The organism is Synechococcus sp. MU1617 (assembly GCF_020514235.1).
In the GTDB taxonomy this organism is placed as follows: domain Bacteria; phylum Cyanobacteriota; class Cyanobacteriia; order PCC-6307; family Cyanobiaceae; genus Parasynechococcus.
Genome location: NZ_VTLB01000003.1, coordinates 212,546 through 229,558, shown reverse-complemented (window position 1 = coordinate 229,558; position 17,013 = coordinate 212,546). Strand labels below are relative to the sequence as shown.

Sequence of the window (17,013 nt, the reverse complement as noted above, 5' to 3'; positions counted from 1 at the left end):
CGGACAAGGTCGGCGATTCCAGCTAACAAATCAGGAAACGCAGTTTTCAAATGCGTGCACTTCTGGCTCCAGCGGCAGCCCTGCTTGCCCTGGCTGGCCCGGTTGCCCTCACCCCTCAAGCCTCAGCGGAAAGCACAACGCTCAAGGCGGTGATCTTTGAGGAGATGAAGCCGATGTATCACAAAACGGATGCCGGCTACGAGGGCCTCGGGGTTGATGTTCTTGAACAGATCCGGATTCAGGCCAAGCGCCGCAAGGTGGACTACCGGGTGGCGAAGTCGGTGAATGACGGCATCGGCGCCGTGATCACCGGCAAAGCCGACATCGCCTGTGGCGTGGCCTTCACCTGGGGGCGCTCCACCCAGGTGAGCTACAGCCTTCCCTTCGGCGTTGGCGGCACCCGTCTGCTGACCGCCAACGACACCACCATTAATGGGACCCCGGCTTCACTGGAGGGCCAAACGATCGGGGTGGTGAAGGACACCGCCTCCGCCAAGGTGCTGAAGAGCGTGGTGCCCGGCGCCACGCTGAAGAGCTACGACACCCCGATCGAAGCGTTGAACGCTTTCTACGAAGGTGACGTTCCAATCCTTGGCGGCGGCACCCTGTGGCTGGCCGCAAACAGCCGCATCGACAAGACGGCGCTGCTGCCCTTCCGCCCCTACGGCCGCTCCGGCATCAGCTGCATCGTCAAACAGGACAACGGCAAGCTGCTCTCCTCCACCAACATCGCGTTGGGCCAGATGATGCAGGCCTACATGGATGGCGATGCGGGAACGCGCCGCATGATCAACCGTTGGATTGGTCCGGGTAGCGACGTGGGCCTGAGCCAGGACGTGATCCGCTCCCTTTACGGCCTGATCCTCAGCATCACCGCAGAAATCAACACCCCAGCGACACCGGGAATCTGACGACTCCTCGCTTGCTTTTGTTCTCTATCCATCAACAGTCATGAAGCGTTCTCTGATTGCCTTTCAAGCACTGCTGGCCTCCAGCGCCGTGCTCTGCCAGACCGCCGAAGCCAGCTCCACCTACACCGCTCCAGAGCAACTAACCGGCCAGGCCAAGACCAACAGCATCGAAGCCCGGATCGAAGCCGTGCGGAACACCGACTGGGGCAGCCTGCTCCAGGTCTCCGACATGGATGACGAGCTGGTTGCCAAGAGCAAGTGGGGCAACGGCAAGGGCAAGAAATTCGGCAATAGCCGCGGCAAGGGCAAGTGGGGCAACGGCAAGAGCGGCAACAAGTGGGGCAATAGCCGCAACACCTGGGGCAACGGCAACTACTACGGCGGCTGGCGCAATGGTGGCGGGGCCTGGGGCAACGGTGGCGGCGGATTCGTCAACTGGTGATCGTTTCTTCTCCCAACGTCAGGCCCGACCTCAACCGGTTCGGGCCCATCGGGCTCGTGGTTGTGCAGTCCACCTCGCTGTGCAACCTCGATTGTTCGTATTGCTATCTGCCGGACCGGCAGAAGAAGCGGGTCTTTGACCTCGATCTGCTGCCCTTGCTGATGCAGCGGATCCTGGAAAGCCCCTATGCCGGACCTGAATTTTCCCTGGTTTGGCACGCCGGTGAACCGCTCACCCTGCCCACCAGTTGGTATGACGAGGCGACAGCGATCCTGTATCGCAGCCTTGATCAGTTCAATGCCCAGGGGCTGGACTTCACCCAGCACGTGCAGACCAACGCCACGTTGATCAACGACGCCTGGTGCGACTGCTTCCGGCGCAACCGCATCGTGGTGGGCATCAGTGTGGATGGCCCTGAAGACATCCACGACGCCCACCGGCGCTTCCGCAACGGGCGCGGCTCCCATGCTATGGCGATGAAAGGGATTGAAGCCCTGCACCGCAATGATGTGCCCTTCCACTGCATCTCGGTGGTGACCGCCGATGCCATGGAGCAACCGGAGCGGATGTATCGCTTCTTCCGCGACAACGGCATCAGCGAAGTGGGCTTCAACGTTGAGGAGCAGGAGGGGATCAACACCAGTTCCTCGATGCAAGGCTCAGAGATGGAGGGGAAGTATCGCGACTTCCTGCGGGCCTTCTGGCGGCTGAGCGAGCAGGACGGTTATCCCGTGGTGCTGCGCGAATTCGAGCAGGTCATCAGCCTGATCCAAGGCAACGAGCGGATGACCCAGAACGAGCTCAATCGCCCGTTCTCGATCCTCAGCGTTGACTGGGAGGGAAATTTCTCCACTTTCGACCCCGAGCTTTTGTCGGTGGCAAGTGACCGCTACGGCAGCTTCAACCTCGGCAATCTCAAGGATTTGTCGCTGGTGGAATCCACCTACACCGAACAGTTCCGTCGCCTCATGGCCGACATGACCAGCGGTGTGGAGACCTGCCACAAGAGCTGCGAATACTTCGGCCTCTGTGGCGGTGGCAACGGCAGCAACAAGTTCTGGGAGCACGGCACCCTCGCCTCCAGTGAAACCAACGCCTGCCGCTTCGGCACCCAGATTCCTGTTCAGGTGCTGTTGGAGCGATTTGAAGAGGGTCCTCCCCTGACGGCACTCACGCCCAATTGATCCAATTCTCCATGCGATCCTTCACTGTTCTGCCCGTGCTGGGCCTGCTGCTCATGCCACTGCAGGCCCAGGCCGCCTGCAGTTTCCTGCCTCCTGTGGGAGGTGGCGATCCCATCGTGAAAAAGAAGGTGGAGCGACCCAAAGGGCTGCTTGGCAAAGCCGTCGGCCGCACCAACTGGAACACCGATTTCGTGGTGGATCAGCCCTACCGCAGTTTCAAGCTCTTTTTCACCGCCGATTCCAACGATCCCAGCAGCTATCCCATCCAGGCCTTCCTCAAGTTCAGCGACGGCAGCAACAGCAAGGTGGCCGATGAACAACTGCAGCCGCCCGTGGGGACCGGCCGGATGTTCGGTCCCTTCCAGCAGGTGCCAGGCAAGAGCATCAGCCAGGTGAATTTCAGGATCGGCGCCAACAACGATCCGGCAGCCACTGGATTCAGCTACCGGATCTCCGTTCAGGGCTGCCACTGATCGCACAGCGGGTCTTCAGTCCACTGCTTAGGGTCAATCCGTCTTGTGAGCTTCACTCTTGAGCGAATCCGCCGCTTCACAACGCTGTGAGCTCTGCCAGGTCGTGATCGAAGACCGGCCTGGCCTTCCCGGCGTGGTGACATTCAGCAATGGCCCCCAAGGCAGCCGCAGCAAACTCTGGAGTCGCGTCTGTCAGTACGTGACCGATCCGGAGCGTCGACGCCTGTGCATCAATCAGGATTCCGACGGGCGCGGCTCCGAGCAGCCGGGCGATGCCTTCCCTGATGCACCAGCCATCGACCTGGGCAACACCTGACGGCGGGTAGACAGTCCCGTACATTGAAGGTGTGTCCGACGGGCATCTCCCTGCGGGAGATCGGTCACAACTGAAATGCACGTCGGACCGACGTCCTCCCTCAGTTTGCGTTGCCTCACCCTCTGCTTCCAGATCTGGAAACTCTGGCCACCGAGGTGGCCGCCAGCAAAGGCTTTTCCCTTTGCGGTATTCAGCTGCTCACTCACATGAGCCCGATGACCCTGGAAGTACAGATCCGCCACAGCAATGGAGCGGATGTGAGCCTCGATGACTGCGCGGGTTTCAGCGGCGTGTTGGGGGATGCCCTTGAGGCCTCTTCCCTGCTCACTGACGCGTATGTTCTGGAGATCAGCAGTCCCGGCATCGGCGACCAGCTGTCCAGCGATCGCGACTTTGAAACCTTCCGCGGTTTCCCCGTGGAGGTTCATCACCGCGACAAGGACGACAGCGAGCAACGTCTGGAGGGCCTCTTGCTCGAACGCGACGTCGACACGCTGCAGATCAACATTCGCGGGCGAATCAAACGGATTCCTCGGGATTGCGTGATCGATGTCCGCCTCACGAGTCCAGGCAGCTGAACCCAGCGTTCACACCCCTGCAACCGCTCCCTTCTTTCCCCCTAACCCAACGCGATGGCTCTCGTCCTGCTTCCCGGTCTCACCAACCTGATCGACGACATCAGTGAAGAGAAGAAGCTGCCGCCCCAGGTGGTGGAAGCGGCCCTGCGCGAGGCCCTGCTGAAGGGCTACGAGCGCTACAGGCGCACCCTGTATCTCGGGATCAGCGAAGACCCCTTTGATGAGGAGTACTTCAGCAACTTTGACGTTGGCCTCGACCTTGAGGAAGAGGGCTACAGGGTTCTCGCCAGCAAGATCATTGTTGATGAGGTCGAGAGTGAAGACCACCAGATCGCGATCGCCGAGGTGATGCAGGTGGCCGATGACGCCCAGGTGGGCGACACGGTGGTGCTGGATGTCACGCCGGAGAAAGAAGATTTCGGCCGCATGGCCGCCGCCACCACCAAGCAGGTGCTGGCCCAAAAGCTGCGGGATCAGCAGCGCCGCATGATCCAAGAGGAATTCGCTGATCTGGAGGATCCGGTGCTGACGGCCCGAGTGATCCGCTTCGAGCGCCAGTCGGTGATCATGGCGGTCAGCTCAGGCCTGGGCCGTCCGGAAGTGGAGGCAGAACTCCCCCGGCGCGATCAGCTGCCCAACGACAACTACCGCGCCAACGCCACCTTCAAAGTCTTCTTGAAAGAAGTGAGCGAAGTTCCCCGCCGGGGACCGCAGCTGTTCGTCAGCCGCTCCAACGCCGGTTTGGTGGTTTACCTGTTCGAGAACGAAGTTCCCGAAATCCAGGAAGGATCCGTTCGGATCGTGGCCGTTGCCCGTGAAGCCAATCCCCCCTCACGTTCGGTGGGCCCTCGCACCAAAGTGGCCGTCGACAGCATCGAACGCGAGGTGGACCCTGTCGGCGCCTGCATTGGCGCCCGCGGCTCTCGCATCCAGCAGGTGGTGAACGAACTGCGTGGAGAAAAAATCGACGTGATTCGCTGGTCCCACGATCCGGGTCAGTACATCGCTAACTCCCTCAGCCCCGCTCGAGTGGAAATGGTGCGCCTGGTGGATCCCGTGGGCCAGCACGCCCATGTGCTGGTGCCCCCCGATCAGCTGAGCCTGGCCATTGGCCGCGAAGGCCAGAACGTGCGCTTGGCCGCCCGACTTACCGGCTGGAAGATCGACATCAAGAACTCCACCGAATACGACCAAGAGGCAGAGGATGCCGTGGTTGCGGAGCTGATCTCCCAGCGTGAGGAAGAGGAAGCCCTCCAGCAGCAAGCCGAAGAACGGCTGGCCGTCGAACAGGCCGCTCGGGCGGAAGAGGATGCACGCCTGAGGGAGCTGTATCCGCTGCCCGAAGACGAGGAGGAGTACGGCGAGGAGCAGCCCGAGCAGGAGTTCTCGGAGGAGGAGCCCGCTGAGTTGGAAGCCGGCACCGAAACCGAAACTGAAACCACGGACGCAGCGGTTGAAGCCGATACCGATGCCGATCAGGAGCAGGTCCGGTGAGTGACCGTCCCGTCCTGCGTCGCTGCGTGGCCTGCCGCCAACTCTTGGATCGCCGCCAACTCTGGAGGGTGATCCGCGACCATCAGGACGGAGTTCTCCTCGATGAGGGGATGGGCCGTTCGGCCTATCTCTGCCGCGAGGAAAACTGCCTGGAGGAGGCGACCCGTCGCAAACGTCTGCAGAAAGCCCTGCGTTGTCAGGTGCCCGAAACAGTGCTTGCGGTGTTGAAACAGCGGCTTAACCAAAGCATTGGTGAATCCGCTGAGGCAGACTGAACATTGGCCCCACGTTGTGAGTGGCCACCGCGGCATTCCATGCCCGGACCGATCGGAGACCCGAACTGAATGACCAGCAGCGGCAAAGTCAGAATTTACGAGCTGTCCAAGGACCTCGGTCTTGAGAACAAGGACGTGCTGGATGCGGCTGAAAAGCTTTCGATCGCTGCGAAGAGCCACAGCAGCTCGATCAGTGACGCTGAAGCCGGGAAGATCCGTTCGCTGCTTGGGAAAGGCGGGAATGGTGCGACGCCCGCTGCCGCGGCCCCTGCCAAGCCCGCACCGGGGAAGGCCATCCTCTCGGTGCAGAAAGCAGCCCCTGCCGCCCCGAGCAAACCCACCCCAGCGGTGAGAGAACCGGTCGCCAAGCCTGTTGCCGCCAAGCCCCAAGTGGCAGCCAAGCCACAAGCGGCCCCGAAGCCTCCTGCAGCGGCCACGCCCAAACCGGTGATCAGCAAGCCGGCCCCTGCCCCGGCGAAATCGTCGGCAGCTCCTGCGCGGCCCGCCGCGCCTCAGAAACCACCTGCAGTCCCAGCGCGACCAACGGCAGCAAAGCCCATGCCACGCCCTGCCGCGGCCAAGCCGCAGGTCGTCAGCAAGCAGGCTGAGGGCAAACCGGAACTGGTGAGCAAGCCCAAGACTGCTGCTAAACCCACGGCACCCACGCCGCGGCCTACACCCGCTCGCCCGGCGCCGCGTCCCGCAGGGGCTGGAAGTCCAGCACGGCCCACCCCTGGCCAGGGTCAGCCCAAGCCGCAGATCATCCGCGCTGGCGCCCCATCTCGGCCCGGTACTCCAACCCGTGCCGGCGCTCCTGCAAAGCCCGGAGCACCCTCACGGCCAACCCCCAGGCCTGAACTGGTGGGCAAACCTGTGCCCCGCCGTCCTGCTGGCACAGGCGTGCCTCAACGCCAGGGTGGTCCAAGCCGTCCAGGAGCCCCCACCCGACAGGGTCGCCCGGGGATGCCCCCCCGCAGCGGCAACACCCTTGAACTGGTCGGCAAGCCGATTCGTCGCGACGGCAGCAGCACCGGCAGCGGTCGTCCTGGCGCGCCAACCCGTCCGGGAGCTCCTGGACGTCCCGGCATGCCCGCTGGAATGCGCAAACCGGTTGCTCCCGGTGAGCTCATGCAGCTGCAGAAGCCTGTCGGCAGGCCGGCGGCACCGGCACCCCGCCGTCCCGATGCGCCCACCAAAGCCGCTGCAGGGGCAGGAACCGCCACCCCACCTGTGGCACGTCCGAATGCCCCCTCGGCACCCCGCCGTCCCGGCTTCCGTCCCGGCGGTCCCGGAGGACAGCGACGCCCTGGTCGGCCCGACTGGGATGACAGCGCCCGGCTCGATGCTCTGCGCAGCCGCTCGCCGCAGAAGCAGCGCCAGAAGGTACACATCATTGGCGAGAACGATGATTCCCTGGCGGCACAGACCGGCGGCTTCGCCGGCGAACAGGAGAACATGGTTCTCTCGGCGAGCCTGGCTCGTCCCGCCAAGCCCAAATCGAAGCAGCGCACCGCACCAAAACCGGTGGCGGCGATGCGCAAGCGCAAGAAGGAAACTGCCCGTCAGCGTCAGCGCCGGCGTGCCATGGAACTGCGGGCAGCCCGGGAAGCCAAACAGGTACGGCCCGAAATGATCGTGGTGCCGGAGGACAACCTCACGGTGCAGGAACTGGCAGACATGCTGAGCGTCGAAAGCTCAGAAATCATCAAATCCCTGTTCTTCAAAGGGATCATCGCCACGGTCACCCAGACCCTGGACATGCCCACGATCGAGGCCGTCGCCGACGAATTCGGCGTGCCTGTGCTGCAGGACGACGTGGAAGAGGCGGCCAAGAAGACCGTCGAAATGATCGAAGAGACCGACAAGGCTCACCTGATCCGGCGTCCTCCCGTGGTGACCGTCATGGGCCACGTCGACCACGGCAAAACCAGCCTGCTGGATGCCATCCGTCAGGCCCGCGTCGCTGCGGGTGAGGCCGGAGGCATCACCCAGCACATCGGTGCGTATCAGGTTGAGATCGAACACAACAACGAACAGCGCAAGCTCACCTTCCTAGACACTCCGGGCCACGAAGCGTTCACCGCCATGCGAGCTCGCGGCACCAAAGTGACCGATGTGGCTGTGCTGGTGGTGGCCGCCGATGACGGCGTCCGGCCTCAGACCCTGGAAGCCATCAGCCACGCCCGGGCTGCGGAAGTGCCGATCGTGGTGGCGATCAACAAGATCGACAAAGAAGGTTCATCGCCCGAACGGGTGAAGCAGGAGTTGTCGGAACAAAACCTGCTGGCGGAAGACTGGGGCGGCGACGTGGTGATGGTGCCGGTGAGCGCCATCAAGGGCGAAAACATCGACAAGCTTCTGGAGATGCTGCTGCTGGTCACCGAAGTGGAAGACCTGCAGGCCAACCCGGATCGTCTGGCCCGCGGCACCGTGATCGAGGCTCACCTCGACAAGGCCAAAGGCCCCGTGGCCACGCTGCTGGTGCAGAACGGCACCCTCAAGACCGGCGACGTTGTCGCCGCTGGTCCGGTGCTGGGCAAGGTGCGCGCCATGGTGGACGACAACCGCCAACGCCTCAAGGAAGCTGGTCCCTCCTTCGCTGTGGAGGCTTTGGGCTTCAGCGAGGTGCCCACCGCCGGTGATGAGTTCGAGGTGTACCCCGACGAGAAATCAGCCAGGGCGGTCGTCGGCGATCGCGCCTCCGATGCGCGTGCCACCCGTCTCGCTCAGCAGATGGCGTCACGACGCGTCTCGCTCACGGCCATGTCCGGCCAGGCGAATGATGGTGAGCTGAAGGAACTCAACCTGATTCTCAAAGCCGACGTTCAGGGCTCTGTGGAAGCCATCCTGGGATCGCTCGAACAGCTGCCGAAGGATGAGGTGCAGGTTCGGGTGCTGCTGTCGGCACCTGGCGAGATCACCGAAACCGACGTCGACCTGGCAGCCGCCTCCGGCGCAGTGATCGTGGGCTTCAACACTTCCATGGCCTCCGGCGCCAAGAAAGCGGCGGATGCCACCGGGGTGGATGTTCGCGACTACGACGTGATCTACAAGCTTCTGGAAGACATCCAGATGGCGATGGAAGGTCTGCTCGAACCGGAATTGGTGGAGGAAGCCCTGGGCGAAGCCGAGGTGCGCGCCGTCTTCACCATCGGCAAGAGCGCTGTGGCTGGCTGCTACGTCACCACCGGCAAGCTGCATCGCAACTGCCGGGTGCGGGTTCACCGCGGAAAACAGGTGGTTTACGAAGGCGACCTCGACTCCCTGCGTCGCAACAAGGACGATGTCAAAGAAGTGGCCACGGGCTTCGAATGCGGTGTCGGCACCGATCGGTTCGCCAACTGGGAAGAAGGCGATCGCATTGAAGCCTTCAAGATGGTCACCCAACGCCGCAAACTCACCACCTGACCCCGCAAGCGATCGTGCAGCCCCGCAGCGAGCCCCTGCTCTGGCTTCAGTGCCTGGCTCTTGGAGCCATCCCCCTGGAGCTGCTGCTGATCCGCCTGGTCCTGGCCGGTGCGGACCCAGGCCCCGTGCCTGGTGTGGAGCGATTTCTGATCTGGGGCGTCGGGGTATTGGCCCCAGCCGTCGCGTTGTGGCGACGCCCCGCCGACTGGGGGTCACTGCTGTTGGTGCGTCAGCCGCTGGCCAGCCGCAAGGGCGATCAACTCCGCATCAGTGCATCTCACGGCGGCCTGAGCAGCCGCGTCGCCGTGGTGATCACCGCAGTCATCCTGCTGCCCGTGCTCTGGTGGTTGGATGATTCAGCCGTGCTGGCGAGTGAGTTTTCCCCGGTTTCGGGGCAATCCCGCCTGGTCACCCTGCTGCTGGTAAGTCCATTGCTGGCCTTGATGGTCTGGCAAGTGCAGCAGCTGGTTCAAGCTGCAACACAGTTGTTGGCTTCGGGCGCAACGGCTGCCCCTGCCGATTCGGCTTTTCGTGCTGACGCTGTTGCAACGCAACGCACCAGCCTTGGCCTGCAATTGCTCAACCTTCCTGCCCTGGAATGGCCGGAGCCTGCAGTAATGCCGAGCAAGCAAGGGGCCGAGGAGGCCATAAAGGTGGAAGTCGCCGAGCCGGAAACGGACGACAGCACTGGTCAAGCAAGCGCTGAAGAGACAAGCACTGAAAATGTCAGCGACGACGACATTTCTAAAAACGAAGATACAGACGAAGAGCGCTCAGCCATCAATCAGGTGCCAGCTGAGGTATCTGAGGAGGCTGAGGCCGAAGCACCGGCCACCGTCGATGCAGAGGCCCAAAACGATGCATCTGAAGACATCGGTGTGGATGATGCCGATAGAGATGAAGAACAAAACGCAAAGCCCCCAGCCCCCTCGGAATCAACCGTCGCTGCTGCTGCCTCTATTCCGGTCGAACCAGAGCAGCCCGGAGAAGAGCAGAAGAGCACCGCTCTGGATCCCGAAATCAGACAGGTCGACAGTGCCCCCGGCGGAAGCACGAAAAACCATCGTGAACAGGCCGAGTCCAGCGGAAGCGAAGAGAGCGAACCAGACCAACCGTCTGAGCCCACGCCAGGGGGTCTGTGACTCCTTGAGCAAGCGTTCCCTCAACGCCGGATCCAAGCCAGATTTTGGGCGGGATTTATCGGACAATCGTCCAAGTTGGATTCAGAGCAAATGTTAAATTGAAACTGTCGCCGATGTAGCTCAGCCGGTAGAGCAACGCTTTCGTAAAGCGTGGGTCGCCTGTTCAAGTCAGGTCATCGGCTTTTTCAGCAGTGGCGCATTGAATCGGCCTGATTCAGTGCACAGTTAATCAGCACATAGCTCCTTCAATCCTGAAGACGAGCAGAGATCATTACCGCTGGTGATCCGGCCGCTAAGAAGATCGTTCCAGGGAACAATCCAGTGCCCTGGATTTACATCAGCCAACACTTCAGCCACCTCAGGATTCTGGAGCACCAGAATCCTTCGCGACCGCAGTTTGAGCTGGTGCTTTAACCAGGGCGTCATGATCGCTTCTTCAACAAGGCGCTTGTACGAGCCATCAGCGATCACCCGTTCAAAACCGGTCTGAATCGCGGCCGCCAGCTCTGTGTTCTCTGGAGCCACATAGAAGAAACCCGCAAAGGGGTAAACAATCAACAGATGGGGATCAAGAAGCATCTGCGGATACAACGACGTCACAACAGAATCCTCGGCTTCAAGTTCCGCCACACCACGGGGAAACAACTGCACCCGGTTGTCATTCACCAAGCGCAGCAATTTTTCCGACCGTGCGGTGTAGGTGCGTAGGCCAGCACGATCAAAAATCTCAATATCACTCCAGCCCAGTCCTTGAACCAAAACGATGCGTTGAAGGTCCTGAAGGCTGCGAATCGTTTGCAGTTCGGCCAGGGATGCCTGATTGGTCCATCCAGCCCGCAGCCCGAGGACTCCACCCATCACCGGAATGGGCACCGCCCGAAGACGACGGTTCAAATCCGGGCCAGCTCCGTAGACACCAACCGAGAGCCGCAGGGGGTTACGCCGACTAGCCTTTTGCCCCTCCGCGAGAGCCGCAATCGCCTCATCCTGAGGCTGCACTGCAGCACTGAAGCCCAGGGCAAAGGGTGTGTCACTGCGCTCAAGCACCAGCTTCAGCAAGCGATACCGAAAGTCATGTTGATCCTGACCAAGGCGCCGATCCAAGACCACGGGAAGCGTGCCTTGCGGCAGTGCTGCTACTTCATCTGCAGTCAGGACGTAGCGGTCATCCAACACCTCTCGGCGTTCCGACAACCGAGGCTGAATCAACAGCCCCCCCAGAAGCATGATCAACAGCGTCAGCGAAGCGTTAACAAGCGCCCAGAGCCCCTTGACCTGCGACTCCGTGATCTCGGTACGGGATGGTTCAGTCACGGAATGATCAAGAAAATGGCGAGAAGCGTGAAGCCGACATAACTGGGCAACAACAACACACGCAAAACCTGGGAGACGCGCTCGTTGAGAACAATCAGATGACTATCAATCAACTCATCCGCTGCTACCACGTACAAAATTCCGAGGAAAATAATCAGCTGCAGATGTCCGATGAAGCCCGCCATGGCGGTGACCGGCAACTTCCCGGCGACGTAGACAAAATTGCCGCCCGCTGACACCACAGACGCCAAGATCAAATCATCCCGGCTGTGGGTAATCATCAAACTCATGCAGCACAACCCAACGGCGAGCATGTAGCCCAAAAAGTCCGGTGCCACGTACAGGAGGCTGCGGCGCCGGATCAGCACATCCAGTGACACGGCCGGTTGACGACGAATCACCTCTCCATCGCCCAAAGGGCGACCAAGCTCACTCATCAAGCTGACGCTTGAGGCATAAGCACCGGGCTGCTCAAGCGTCCAACCCGGCAACACGAGACCTGGAGACACCGCAAATGGATCGGGATCGTCAACGTCAAGGTTCACTGCAGCCAACGGATCAGCCAGACCGATCTGGACATGCAGCATCTGGTCGTCAAAGGGATAGCGCTGCAGCCGCCAGCGTTTGACCACGGCCGAACGCACCCGGTAGAGATTCCATGAGCCGGCCGCGGTTTGCTCATGGCTGACCCGTTCAAAACGCTGGATGTCGCCGTCATAAATACCGTTCAGGATCATCAGCTGATCACTGGGGTCGTCTTGCGGCTCACCAGTCCAGGTGGTCCACAGCAACATCTCCACGGAGAACTGGTCATCCAGCAGATCGATATCGCTGATGTTGGTGATGTAGGCGCCGATCCGAAGCGGCGGGCTTTCCGGTTCAATCACCTCAACCGGGGCCGTCCCCCAGTCGATTGGAGAGGGCCTCGGGTCAACAGCAGCCTTGGCGCCCCAGCCCAACTGCGCAATCGACAAGGTGAGCGCGCAGGTCAGAGCAACCCAGACAAGCCGCCATCTCCAGGGACGGGACGACACCCTCACGCCAGCAAGCGTTCACAACCTCCCCACCATGACAACGTTGAACAGGAGACACCACTGCTGCGGTGGAATTGGAGATGACGCAACGGCAAAGACTCACGCCACTCATCGGCAGCTACGGGAACCCAGCAGCAACGAACCAACGCGACTACTGGCGGGTGGCGTTGCAACTGGTGAAGCGAGCGAAGTGGGATCTGGGGATGTTGGTGCTGATGAGTGCCGTGCTGATCCCACTCGATATTCACCTCAAAGACTGGTTGCTCAGCACGAAGGCAGTGGCGGTATTGGGCATCGCCATGTCGATCTTCATCGGTTTCCGCAACACCCAAGCCATCAGCCGGTGGTGGGAAGCGCGAACACTATGGGGAACGGTTGTGAACAAAAGCCGAACTTGGGCTGACGGCCTGCGCGGGTTGCTCAACGAGCAGCAATGGCGCAGTTCACGAACACAGCAGTTGGTTCAGCTTCAGGTGGCCATCGTTTGGCAATTGAACTTTCAGTTGCGCAACTTCTGGCATCCGGATCTGCAGCTGATGCGACAACAACTGCTGGATCAACTCGCACTGCCAGCCGACAGCACAGTTCGAAGTCTTTCAGTTCAAAGAATGATGGGCATTCAGAAACTGGCCGAGGATCAGTGGATCAGCGAGCGAGGGCGGAACCATTTACTGGAGATCAGTGATGCCATGACCGATGCCGTCGGTGGTCTCGAACGGATCCGCAACACCCCGATTCCACCGCCCTATGACCTCTTTGTTCGGGTGATCAACTGGGTGTTCGGTACCCAACTGCTGCTGTCGTTTGAAAGCCAGGGTTCAGGACTGACTGGAATTCTGCTGTTTTTCGGGTTCCTGATTGCTGAGCGGATCGGGGCCTATGTGGAAGGGCCTTTCGATCAAGACGGCAGCAGCTTTTCGATGCCCCTGAATACGATCTGCGTGGGAATTAGTGAAGACCTGATGCCGAGAGAACTCGACTACGGCAGGTATCGTCCCACCCGGAACCCTGTGTTCTGGGATTGATGCAGGTGCCAACCGTGATGCGCATTGGATCGGCCCTCAGCGGGTTGCTGCTGGTGCTTTTTCTTGTGGTTCATCTGGCCGGTTTATTGCCGGCCCTGATCGCACCGGTGCAGTTCGAGCATTACGCCACGGCCCTTCATCACCAGCCATGGCTGCCCGGGCTGGAAGTCAGCTTGGCCGCCACCACAGCCGTGCATTTGAGCTTCACCGTCGCCAAAACGCTACGGAATCGGGGTGCTGGAAACACAGCTGCGCTGAACAGCCGTCGCGGTCAACCGCTCCAGGCGCTTGCCAGCCGCAGCAAGGTTGCTGCCGGTGTGGTCACATTGGGATTTCTGGCCCTGCACCTGCAGCAACTGCGCTGGTCACGCCCAGCCGATGGATTGGAACGAGAGGTGCTGCAGCAGGTGCTGCAGCACCCGATCAGCCTGGTGATCTATGCCGCCGGAAGCCTGGCCATCGGCCTGCACCTACTGCATGGCACTGAAGCAGCACACCGCAACCTGGGTCTACTGACCCCGGCTAACGGCTCAAGCATCCGTTCGGGGGGTCGGCTCTTGGCGTCAGGGATCGGTGGAGGCTTCCTGCTGATCAGTCTGGGACTGGCCCTCGGAGGGTTGGCATGACGAACGGACTGCCTGATCCCAGGATTCCCGCTGGTCCGATCGCCGATGCCTGGCGAAGGACCCGCGAAGGACTGCCGCTGATCAGCCCCCTCCGCAAAGGGCAGATGGATGTGCTCGTGGTGGGCACCGGCCTGGCGGGCGCTTCCGCAGCTGCGACTCTGGCCCAACAGGGCTACCGGGTGACGGCGCTCAGCTTCCACGACAGCCCGCGCCGCGCTCACTCGGTAGCGGCCCAGGGGGGCATCAATGCCGCACGTTCTGTGGCGGTGGATGGCGACAGCGTCAGCCGCCTCTTCGCCGACACCCTCAAAGGGGGCGACTTCCGCGCCCGGGAAGTGGGCTGCCAGCGGCTGGCGGAAATCAGCAGCGGCATCATCGATCAATGCGTGGCACAGGGGGTGCCGTTCGCGCGCGAATACGGCGGCAGCCTGGCCACCCGCAGTTTTGGCGGAGCCCTTGTGAGCCGCACCTTCTACGCCCGCGGGCAAACCGGCCAGCAATTGCTCTATGGCGCCTACCAGGCCTTGATGCGCCAGGTGGAGCTGGGCCGCGTTCACCTGCTCACCCGCCGAGACGTGCTCGAAGTGATCACCGTGGATGGGGTCGCCCGCGGTGTGGTGGCGCGCCATCTGCTGAGCGGTGAACTGGAGGTGCACACCGCCCGGTCTGTTTTGCTCTGCAGCGGTGGGTACAGCAACGTCTACTTCCTCTCCACCAATGCCCTGAAGTCGAACACCAGTGCGATCTGGAGGGCCCACCGCAAAGGGGCACTGTTCGCCAATCCCTGCTTCACCCAGATCCATCCCACCTGCATTCCCAGTGGTGATGTCTTCCAGAGCAAGCTGACGCTAATGAGCGAAAGCCTGCGCAACGACGGGCGGGTCTGGCTGCCCAAGAACCCTGGCGAGACACGCCAACCCGATGCGATTCCCGAAGCGGAACGCGACTACTTCCTTGAAAGGCTGTATCCCACCTACGGCAACATGACACCAAGGGATGTTGCCTCCAGGCGGGCCAGAGAACTCTGCAACGCGGGGCGGGGCGTTGGCCCAGGGGGCCGGTCGGTGTACCTCGACCTCACCGATGCGATCAAAGCTGAAGGCAAAGGTGCCATTGCAGCCCGCTACGGAAACCTAATGACGATGTATGAGCGCATCAGCGGAGACGATCCATACAAAAAGCCGATGCGGATCTACCCCGCCCCCCACTACACCATGGGCGGCCTCTGGGTTGACTACCACCTGATGAGTTCGATCCCCGGCCTGTTTGTGCTGGGGGAAGCGAACTACTCCGAACATGGTGCCAACCGCCTCGGCGCCAGCGCTCTGATGCAAGGGCTCGCCGATGGCTACTTCATCGCGCCGTCCACGGTTACGGCCTGGCTGGCTGGCACCCCGGCGCAGGATGTACCCACCGATCACCCTGCTTGCCGCGAGGCATTGGAAAGCACCCGCCGCCGCATCAGCCAATTGCTGAACAGCGATGGCAGCACCCCGGTGGACAGCTTCCATCGCCAGCTAGGCAGCGTGATGATCGACCGCTGCGGCATTAGCCGCCATGCCGATGATCTGCGGGAGGGGCTGGAGCAGGTGAAGGCGCTGGAACAGCGATTCGAGGCCGAAGTTCGGGTGCCCGGCGAGGCCAGCGGCCCCAATGCCGAACTGGAGAAAGCCTTGCGGGTGAAGGACTTCTTCGGGCTAGCTCAGCTGATGCTGCGGGATGCCCTAGCCCGGGAGGAGTCGTGCGGTGCCCACTTCCGCGAGGAACACCAAAGTGACGAGGGCGAAGCACGACGTGATGACGTGAACTTCGCCCATATCGCGGCCTGGGAACACAGGGCAGACGGTGAACCGATCCGCCACAGCGAACCTCTGCAGTTCACCGCGCTGCAACCCAGCACCCGGAGCTACAAATGAAACTCACCCTGCGCATCTGGCGCCAGAGCAGCGCCGACCAACCCGGTGATTACCAGAGCCATCGGCTGGAGAACGTCTCCCCCGACCTCTCCCTGCTGGAGGCCCTCGATCAGCTCAACGAACAACTGATCAGCTCCGGAGAACGGCCGGTGAGCTTCGAACACGACTGCCGCGAAGGTATCTGCGGCAGCTGCGGCTTCCTGGTGAATGGCCAGGCCCATGGCCCTCGGGCCGCCACATCGGTGTGTCAGCTCTACCTGCGGGAGTTCAGCGATGGCGAGGTGCTGACCCTGGATCCTTGGCGAGCCAAGGCCTTTCCTCCGATCCAGGATCTGATGGTGGACCGCTCCGCCTTTGACCGGCTGATCGCCGCCGGCGGTTACTGCTCAACAGGCACCGGCCAGGCCCCGGACGGCAATGCAATGCCCGTGGGCCGGGAGCAAGCCACCAGCGCCTTCAGCACAGCCACCTGCATCGGTTGTGGCGCCTGCGTCGCGAGCTGCCGTAATGCCTCAGCAAGCCTGTTCGTGGCCGCCAAGCTGGCGCACCTGGGGCAGCTGCCGCAGGGACAACCGGAGCGGGCCCGCCGCGCCGACGCCATGCAACGCCAGATGGAAGCAGAGGGCTTCGGCAGCTGCAGCAGCAACCTCGAATGCGAGGCGGTCTGTCCTCAAGAGATTTCCGCAGACTGGATTAGCTGGATGCACCGGGAACGCAGAAGCTGACTGCGCAAGAACACCACAATCGCTGGTGCACCAGACCAGACATCATCAGAAACTTTTTCCTGATGATCAACAACGAATCACTACTGTTTTAAATATCGATCCAAGCCAGCAGCATGCAATCCAACCCCCAGCCGGAGCAAATCACCAAAA

At 61.7% G+C, this 17,013-nt stretch carries 16 protein-coding genes, 1 tRNA gene and 1 pseudogene; 15 read left to right on the top strand and 3 right to left on the bottom strand.

Annotated elements, in window-relative coordinates; translation table 11 throughout:
- Positions 1 to 50 precede the first annotated feature (50 nt).
- From grrP to FZZ90_RS08345, 10 genes and pseudogenes are all read left to right on the top strand, one after another.
- Positions 51 to 911: an extracellular substrate binding-like orphan protein GrrP gene (grrP, locus tag FZZ90_RS08390; RefSeq protein ID WP_226425243.1), complete on the top strand. Its 861-nt coding sequence runs from the start codon at positions 51 to 53 to the stop codon at positions 909 to 911.
- A gap of 40 nt (positions 912 to 951) precedes the next feature.
- Entirely contained in the window at positions 952 to 1,353 is a 402-nt protein-coding gene (grrA, locus tag FZZ90_RS08385; protein ID WP_226425242.1) for a GrrA/OscA1 family cyclophane-containing rSAM-modified RiPP, read from the top strand.
- The gene (gene grrM / locus FZZ90_RS08380; RefSeq protein ID WP_226425241.1) at positions 1,350 to 2,537 is read left to right on the top strand and encodes a cyclophane-forming radical SAM/SPASM peptide maturase GrrM/OscB; all 1,188 of its coding nucleotides are present in this window, start codon (positions 1,350 to 1,352) and stop codon (positions 2,535 to 2,537) included. The genes grrA and grrM overlap by 4 nt, the downstream gene beginning before the upstream one ends.
- Before the next feature lie 11 nt (positions 2,538 to 2,548).
- Positions 2,549 to 3,010 (top strand): hypothetical protein, encoded by a 462-nt coding sequence (locus tag FZZ90_RS08375; RefSeq protein ID WP_226425240.1) that lies wholly within the window; start codon positions 2,549 to 2,551, stop codon positions 3,008 to 3,010.
- A 58-nt stretch (positions 3,011 to 3,068) separates the two neighbouring features.
- A complete protein-coding gene (locus FZZ90_RS08370; RefSeq protein ID WP_226425239.1) occupies positions 3,069 to 3,326 on the top strand; it encodes a hypothetical protein in 258 nt (85 codons plus the stop codon).
- A 110-nt stretch (positions 3,327 to 3,436) separates the two neighbouring features.
- Positions 3,437 to 3,904, top strand: coding sequence for a ribosome maturation factor RimP (gene rimP, locus FZZ90_RS08365; protein WP_226425238.1), 468 nt, complete (start codon positions 3,437 to 3,439; stop codon positions 3,902 to 3,904).
- 54 nt (positions 3,905 to 3,958) lie between these two features.
- Positions 3,959 to 5,398: a transcription termination factor NusA gene (gene nusA / locus FZZ90_RS08360; RefSeq protein ID WP_226425237.1), complete on the top strand. Its 1,440-nt coding sequence runs from the start codon at positions 3,959 to 3,961 to the stop codon at positions 5,396 to 5,398.
- Positions 5,395 to 5,673 (top strand): YlxR family protein, encoded by a 279-nt coding sequence (locus FZZ90_RS08355; RefSeq protein WP_226425236.1) that lies wholly within the window; start codon positions 5,395 to 5,397, stop codon positions 5,671 to 5,673. The genes nusA and FZZ90_RS08355 overlap by 4 nt, the downstream gene beginning before the upstream one ends.
- A gap of 69 nt (positions 5,674 to 5,742) precedes the next feature.
- Complete coding sequence (gene infB, locus FZZ90_RS08350) at positions 5,743 to 9,081, top strand: translation initiation factor IF-2 (RefSeq protein WP_226425235.1); 3,339 nt, start codon at positions 5,743 to 5,745, stop codon at positions 9,079 to 9,081.
- 14 nt (positions 9,082 to 9,095) lie between these two features.
- Positions 9,096 to 9,656, top strand: a pseudogene (locus FZZ90_RS08345) (low-complexity tail membrane protein); the annotation flags it as partial.
- A gap of 360 nt (positions 9,657 to 10,016) precedes the next feature.
- On the opposite strand, the gene FZZ90_RS12880 reads toward FZZ90_RS08345, so the two are convergent.
- The gene (locus FZZ90_RS12880; protein ID WP_370631045.1) at positions 10,017 to 10,193 is read right to left on the bottom strand and encodes a photosystem II assembly family protein; all 177 of its coding nucleotides are present in this window, start codon (positions 10,191 to 10,193) and stop codon (positions 10,017 to 10,019) included.
- 139 nt (positions 10,194 to 10,332) lie between these two features.
- On the opposite strand from FZZ90_RS12880, the gene FZZ90_RS08335 reads away from it, so the two are divergent.
- Positions 10,333 to 10,405: transfer RNA gene (locus tag FZZ90_RS08335), tRNA-Thr, on the top strand.
- Positions 10,406 to 10,448: 43 nt separating this feature from the next.
- Here FZZ90_RS08335 and FZZ90_RS08330 read toward each other — a convergent pair.
- Both FZZ90_RS08330 and FZZ90_RS08325 read right to left on the bottom strand, forming a co-directional pair.
- Positions 10,449 to 11,537 carry a hypothetical protein gene (locus FZZ90_RS08330; RefSeq protein ID WP_226425233.1) on the bottom strand — a complete coding sequence of 363 codons (1,089 nt, stop codon included), beginning with the start codon at positions 11,535 to 11,537 and terminating at the stop codon, positions 10,449 to 10,451.
- The gene (locus FZZ90_RS08325) at positions 11,534 to 12,571 is read right to left on the bottom strand and encodes a hypothetical protein (protein WP_226425232.1); all 1,038 of its coding nucleotides are present in this window, start codon (positions 12,569 to 12,571) and stop codon (positions 11,534 to 11,536) included. The genes FZZ90_RS08330 and FZZ90_RS08325 overlap by 4 nt, the downstream gene beginning before the upstream one ends.
- 80 nt (positions 12,572 to 12,651) lie before the next feature.
- Here FZZ90_RS08325 and FZZ90_RS08320 point away from each other — a divergent pair, with 80 nt between their 5' ends.
- From FZZ90_RS08320 to FZZ90_RS08305, 4 genes are read left to right on the top strand one after another with little or no spacing between them, the layout of a single operon-like run.
- On the top strand, positions 12,652 to 13,596 hold the full coding sequence (locus tag FZZ90_RS08320) for a bestrophin family ion channel (protein WP_226425231.1): 945 nt from the start codon (positions 12,652 to 12,654) through the stop codon (positions 13,594 to 13,596).
- The gene (locus FZZ90_RS08315; protein ID WP_226425230.1) at positions 13,596 to 14,222 is read left to right on the top strand and encodes a succinate dehydrogenase cytochrome b subunit; all 627 of its coding nucleotides are present in this window, start codon (positions 13,596 to 13,598) and stop codon (positions 14,220 to 14,222) included. Before FZZ90_RS08320 ends, FZZ90_RS08315 begins: the two co-directional genes overlap by 1 nt.
- Positions 14,219 to 16,138 (top strand): fumarate reductase/succinate dehydrogenase flavoprotein subunit, encoded by a 1,920-nt coding sequence (locus tag FZZ90_RS08310; RefSeq protein WP_226425229.1) that lies wholly within the window; start codon positions 14,219 to 14,221, stop codon positions 16,136 to 16,138. Before FZZ90_RS08315 ends, FZZ90_RS08310 begins: the two co-directional genes overlap by 4 nt.
- Positions 16,135 to 16,863, top strand: coding sequence for a succinate dehydrogenase/fumarate reductase iron-sulfur subunit (locus tag FZZ90_RS08305; protein ID WP_226425228.1), 729 nt, complete (start codon positions 16,135 to 16,137; stop codon positions 16,861 to 16,863). The genes FZZ90_RS08310 and FZZ90_RS08305 overlap by 4 nt, the downstream gene beginning before the upstream one ends.
- The last annotated feature ends 150 nt before the right edge of the window (positions 16,864 to 17,013 follow it).

Bases quoted from the DNA above. Each gene is read 5' to 3' on its own strand.
- grrP (WP_226425243.1), top strand. From the start codon at position 51: ATGCGTGCACTTCTGGCTCCAGCGGCAGCCCTGCTTGCCCTGGCTGGC.
- grrA (WP_226425242.1), top strand. From the start codon at position 952: ATGAAGCGTTCTCTGATTGCCTTTCAAGCACTGCTGGCCTCCAGCGCC.
- FZZ90_RS08375 (WP_226425240.1), top strand. From the start codon at position 2,549: ATGCGATCCTTCACTGTTCTGCCCGTGCTGGGCCTGCTGCTCATGCCA.
- nusA (WP_226425237.1), top strand. From the start codon at position 3,959: ATGGCTCTCGTCCTGCTTCCCGGTCTCACCAACCTGATCGACGACATC.
- infB (WP_226425235.1), top strand. From the start codon at position 5,743: ATGACCAGCAGCGGCAAAGTCAGAATTTACGAGCTGTCCAAGGACCTC.
- FZZ90_RS08320 (WP_226425231.1), top strand. From the start codon at position 12,652: ATGACGCAACGGCAAAGACTCACGCCACTCATCGGCAGCTACGGGAAC.
- FZZ90_RS08315 (WP_226425230.1), top strand. From the start codon at position 13,596: ATGCAGGTGCCAACCGTGATGCGCATTGGATCGGCCCTCAGCGGGTTG.
- FZZ90_RS08310 (WP_226425229.1), top strand. From the start codon at position 14,219: ATGACGAACGGACTGCCTGATCCCAGGATTCCCGCTGGTCCGATCGCC.
- FZZ90_RS08305 (WP_226425228.1), top strand. From the start codon at position 16,135: ATGAAACTCACCCTGCGCATCTGGCGCCAGAGCAGCGCCGACCAACCC.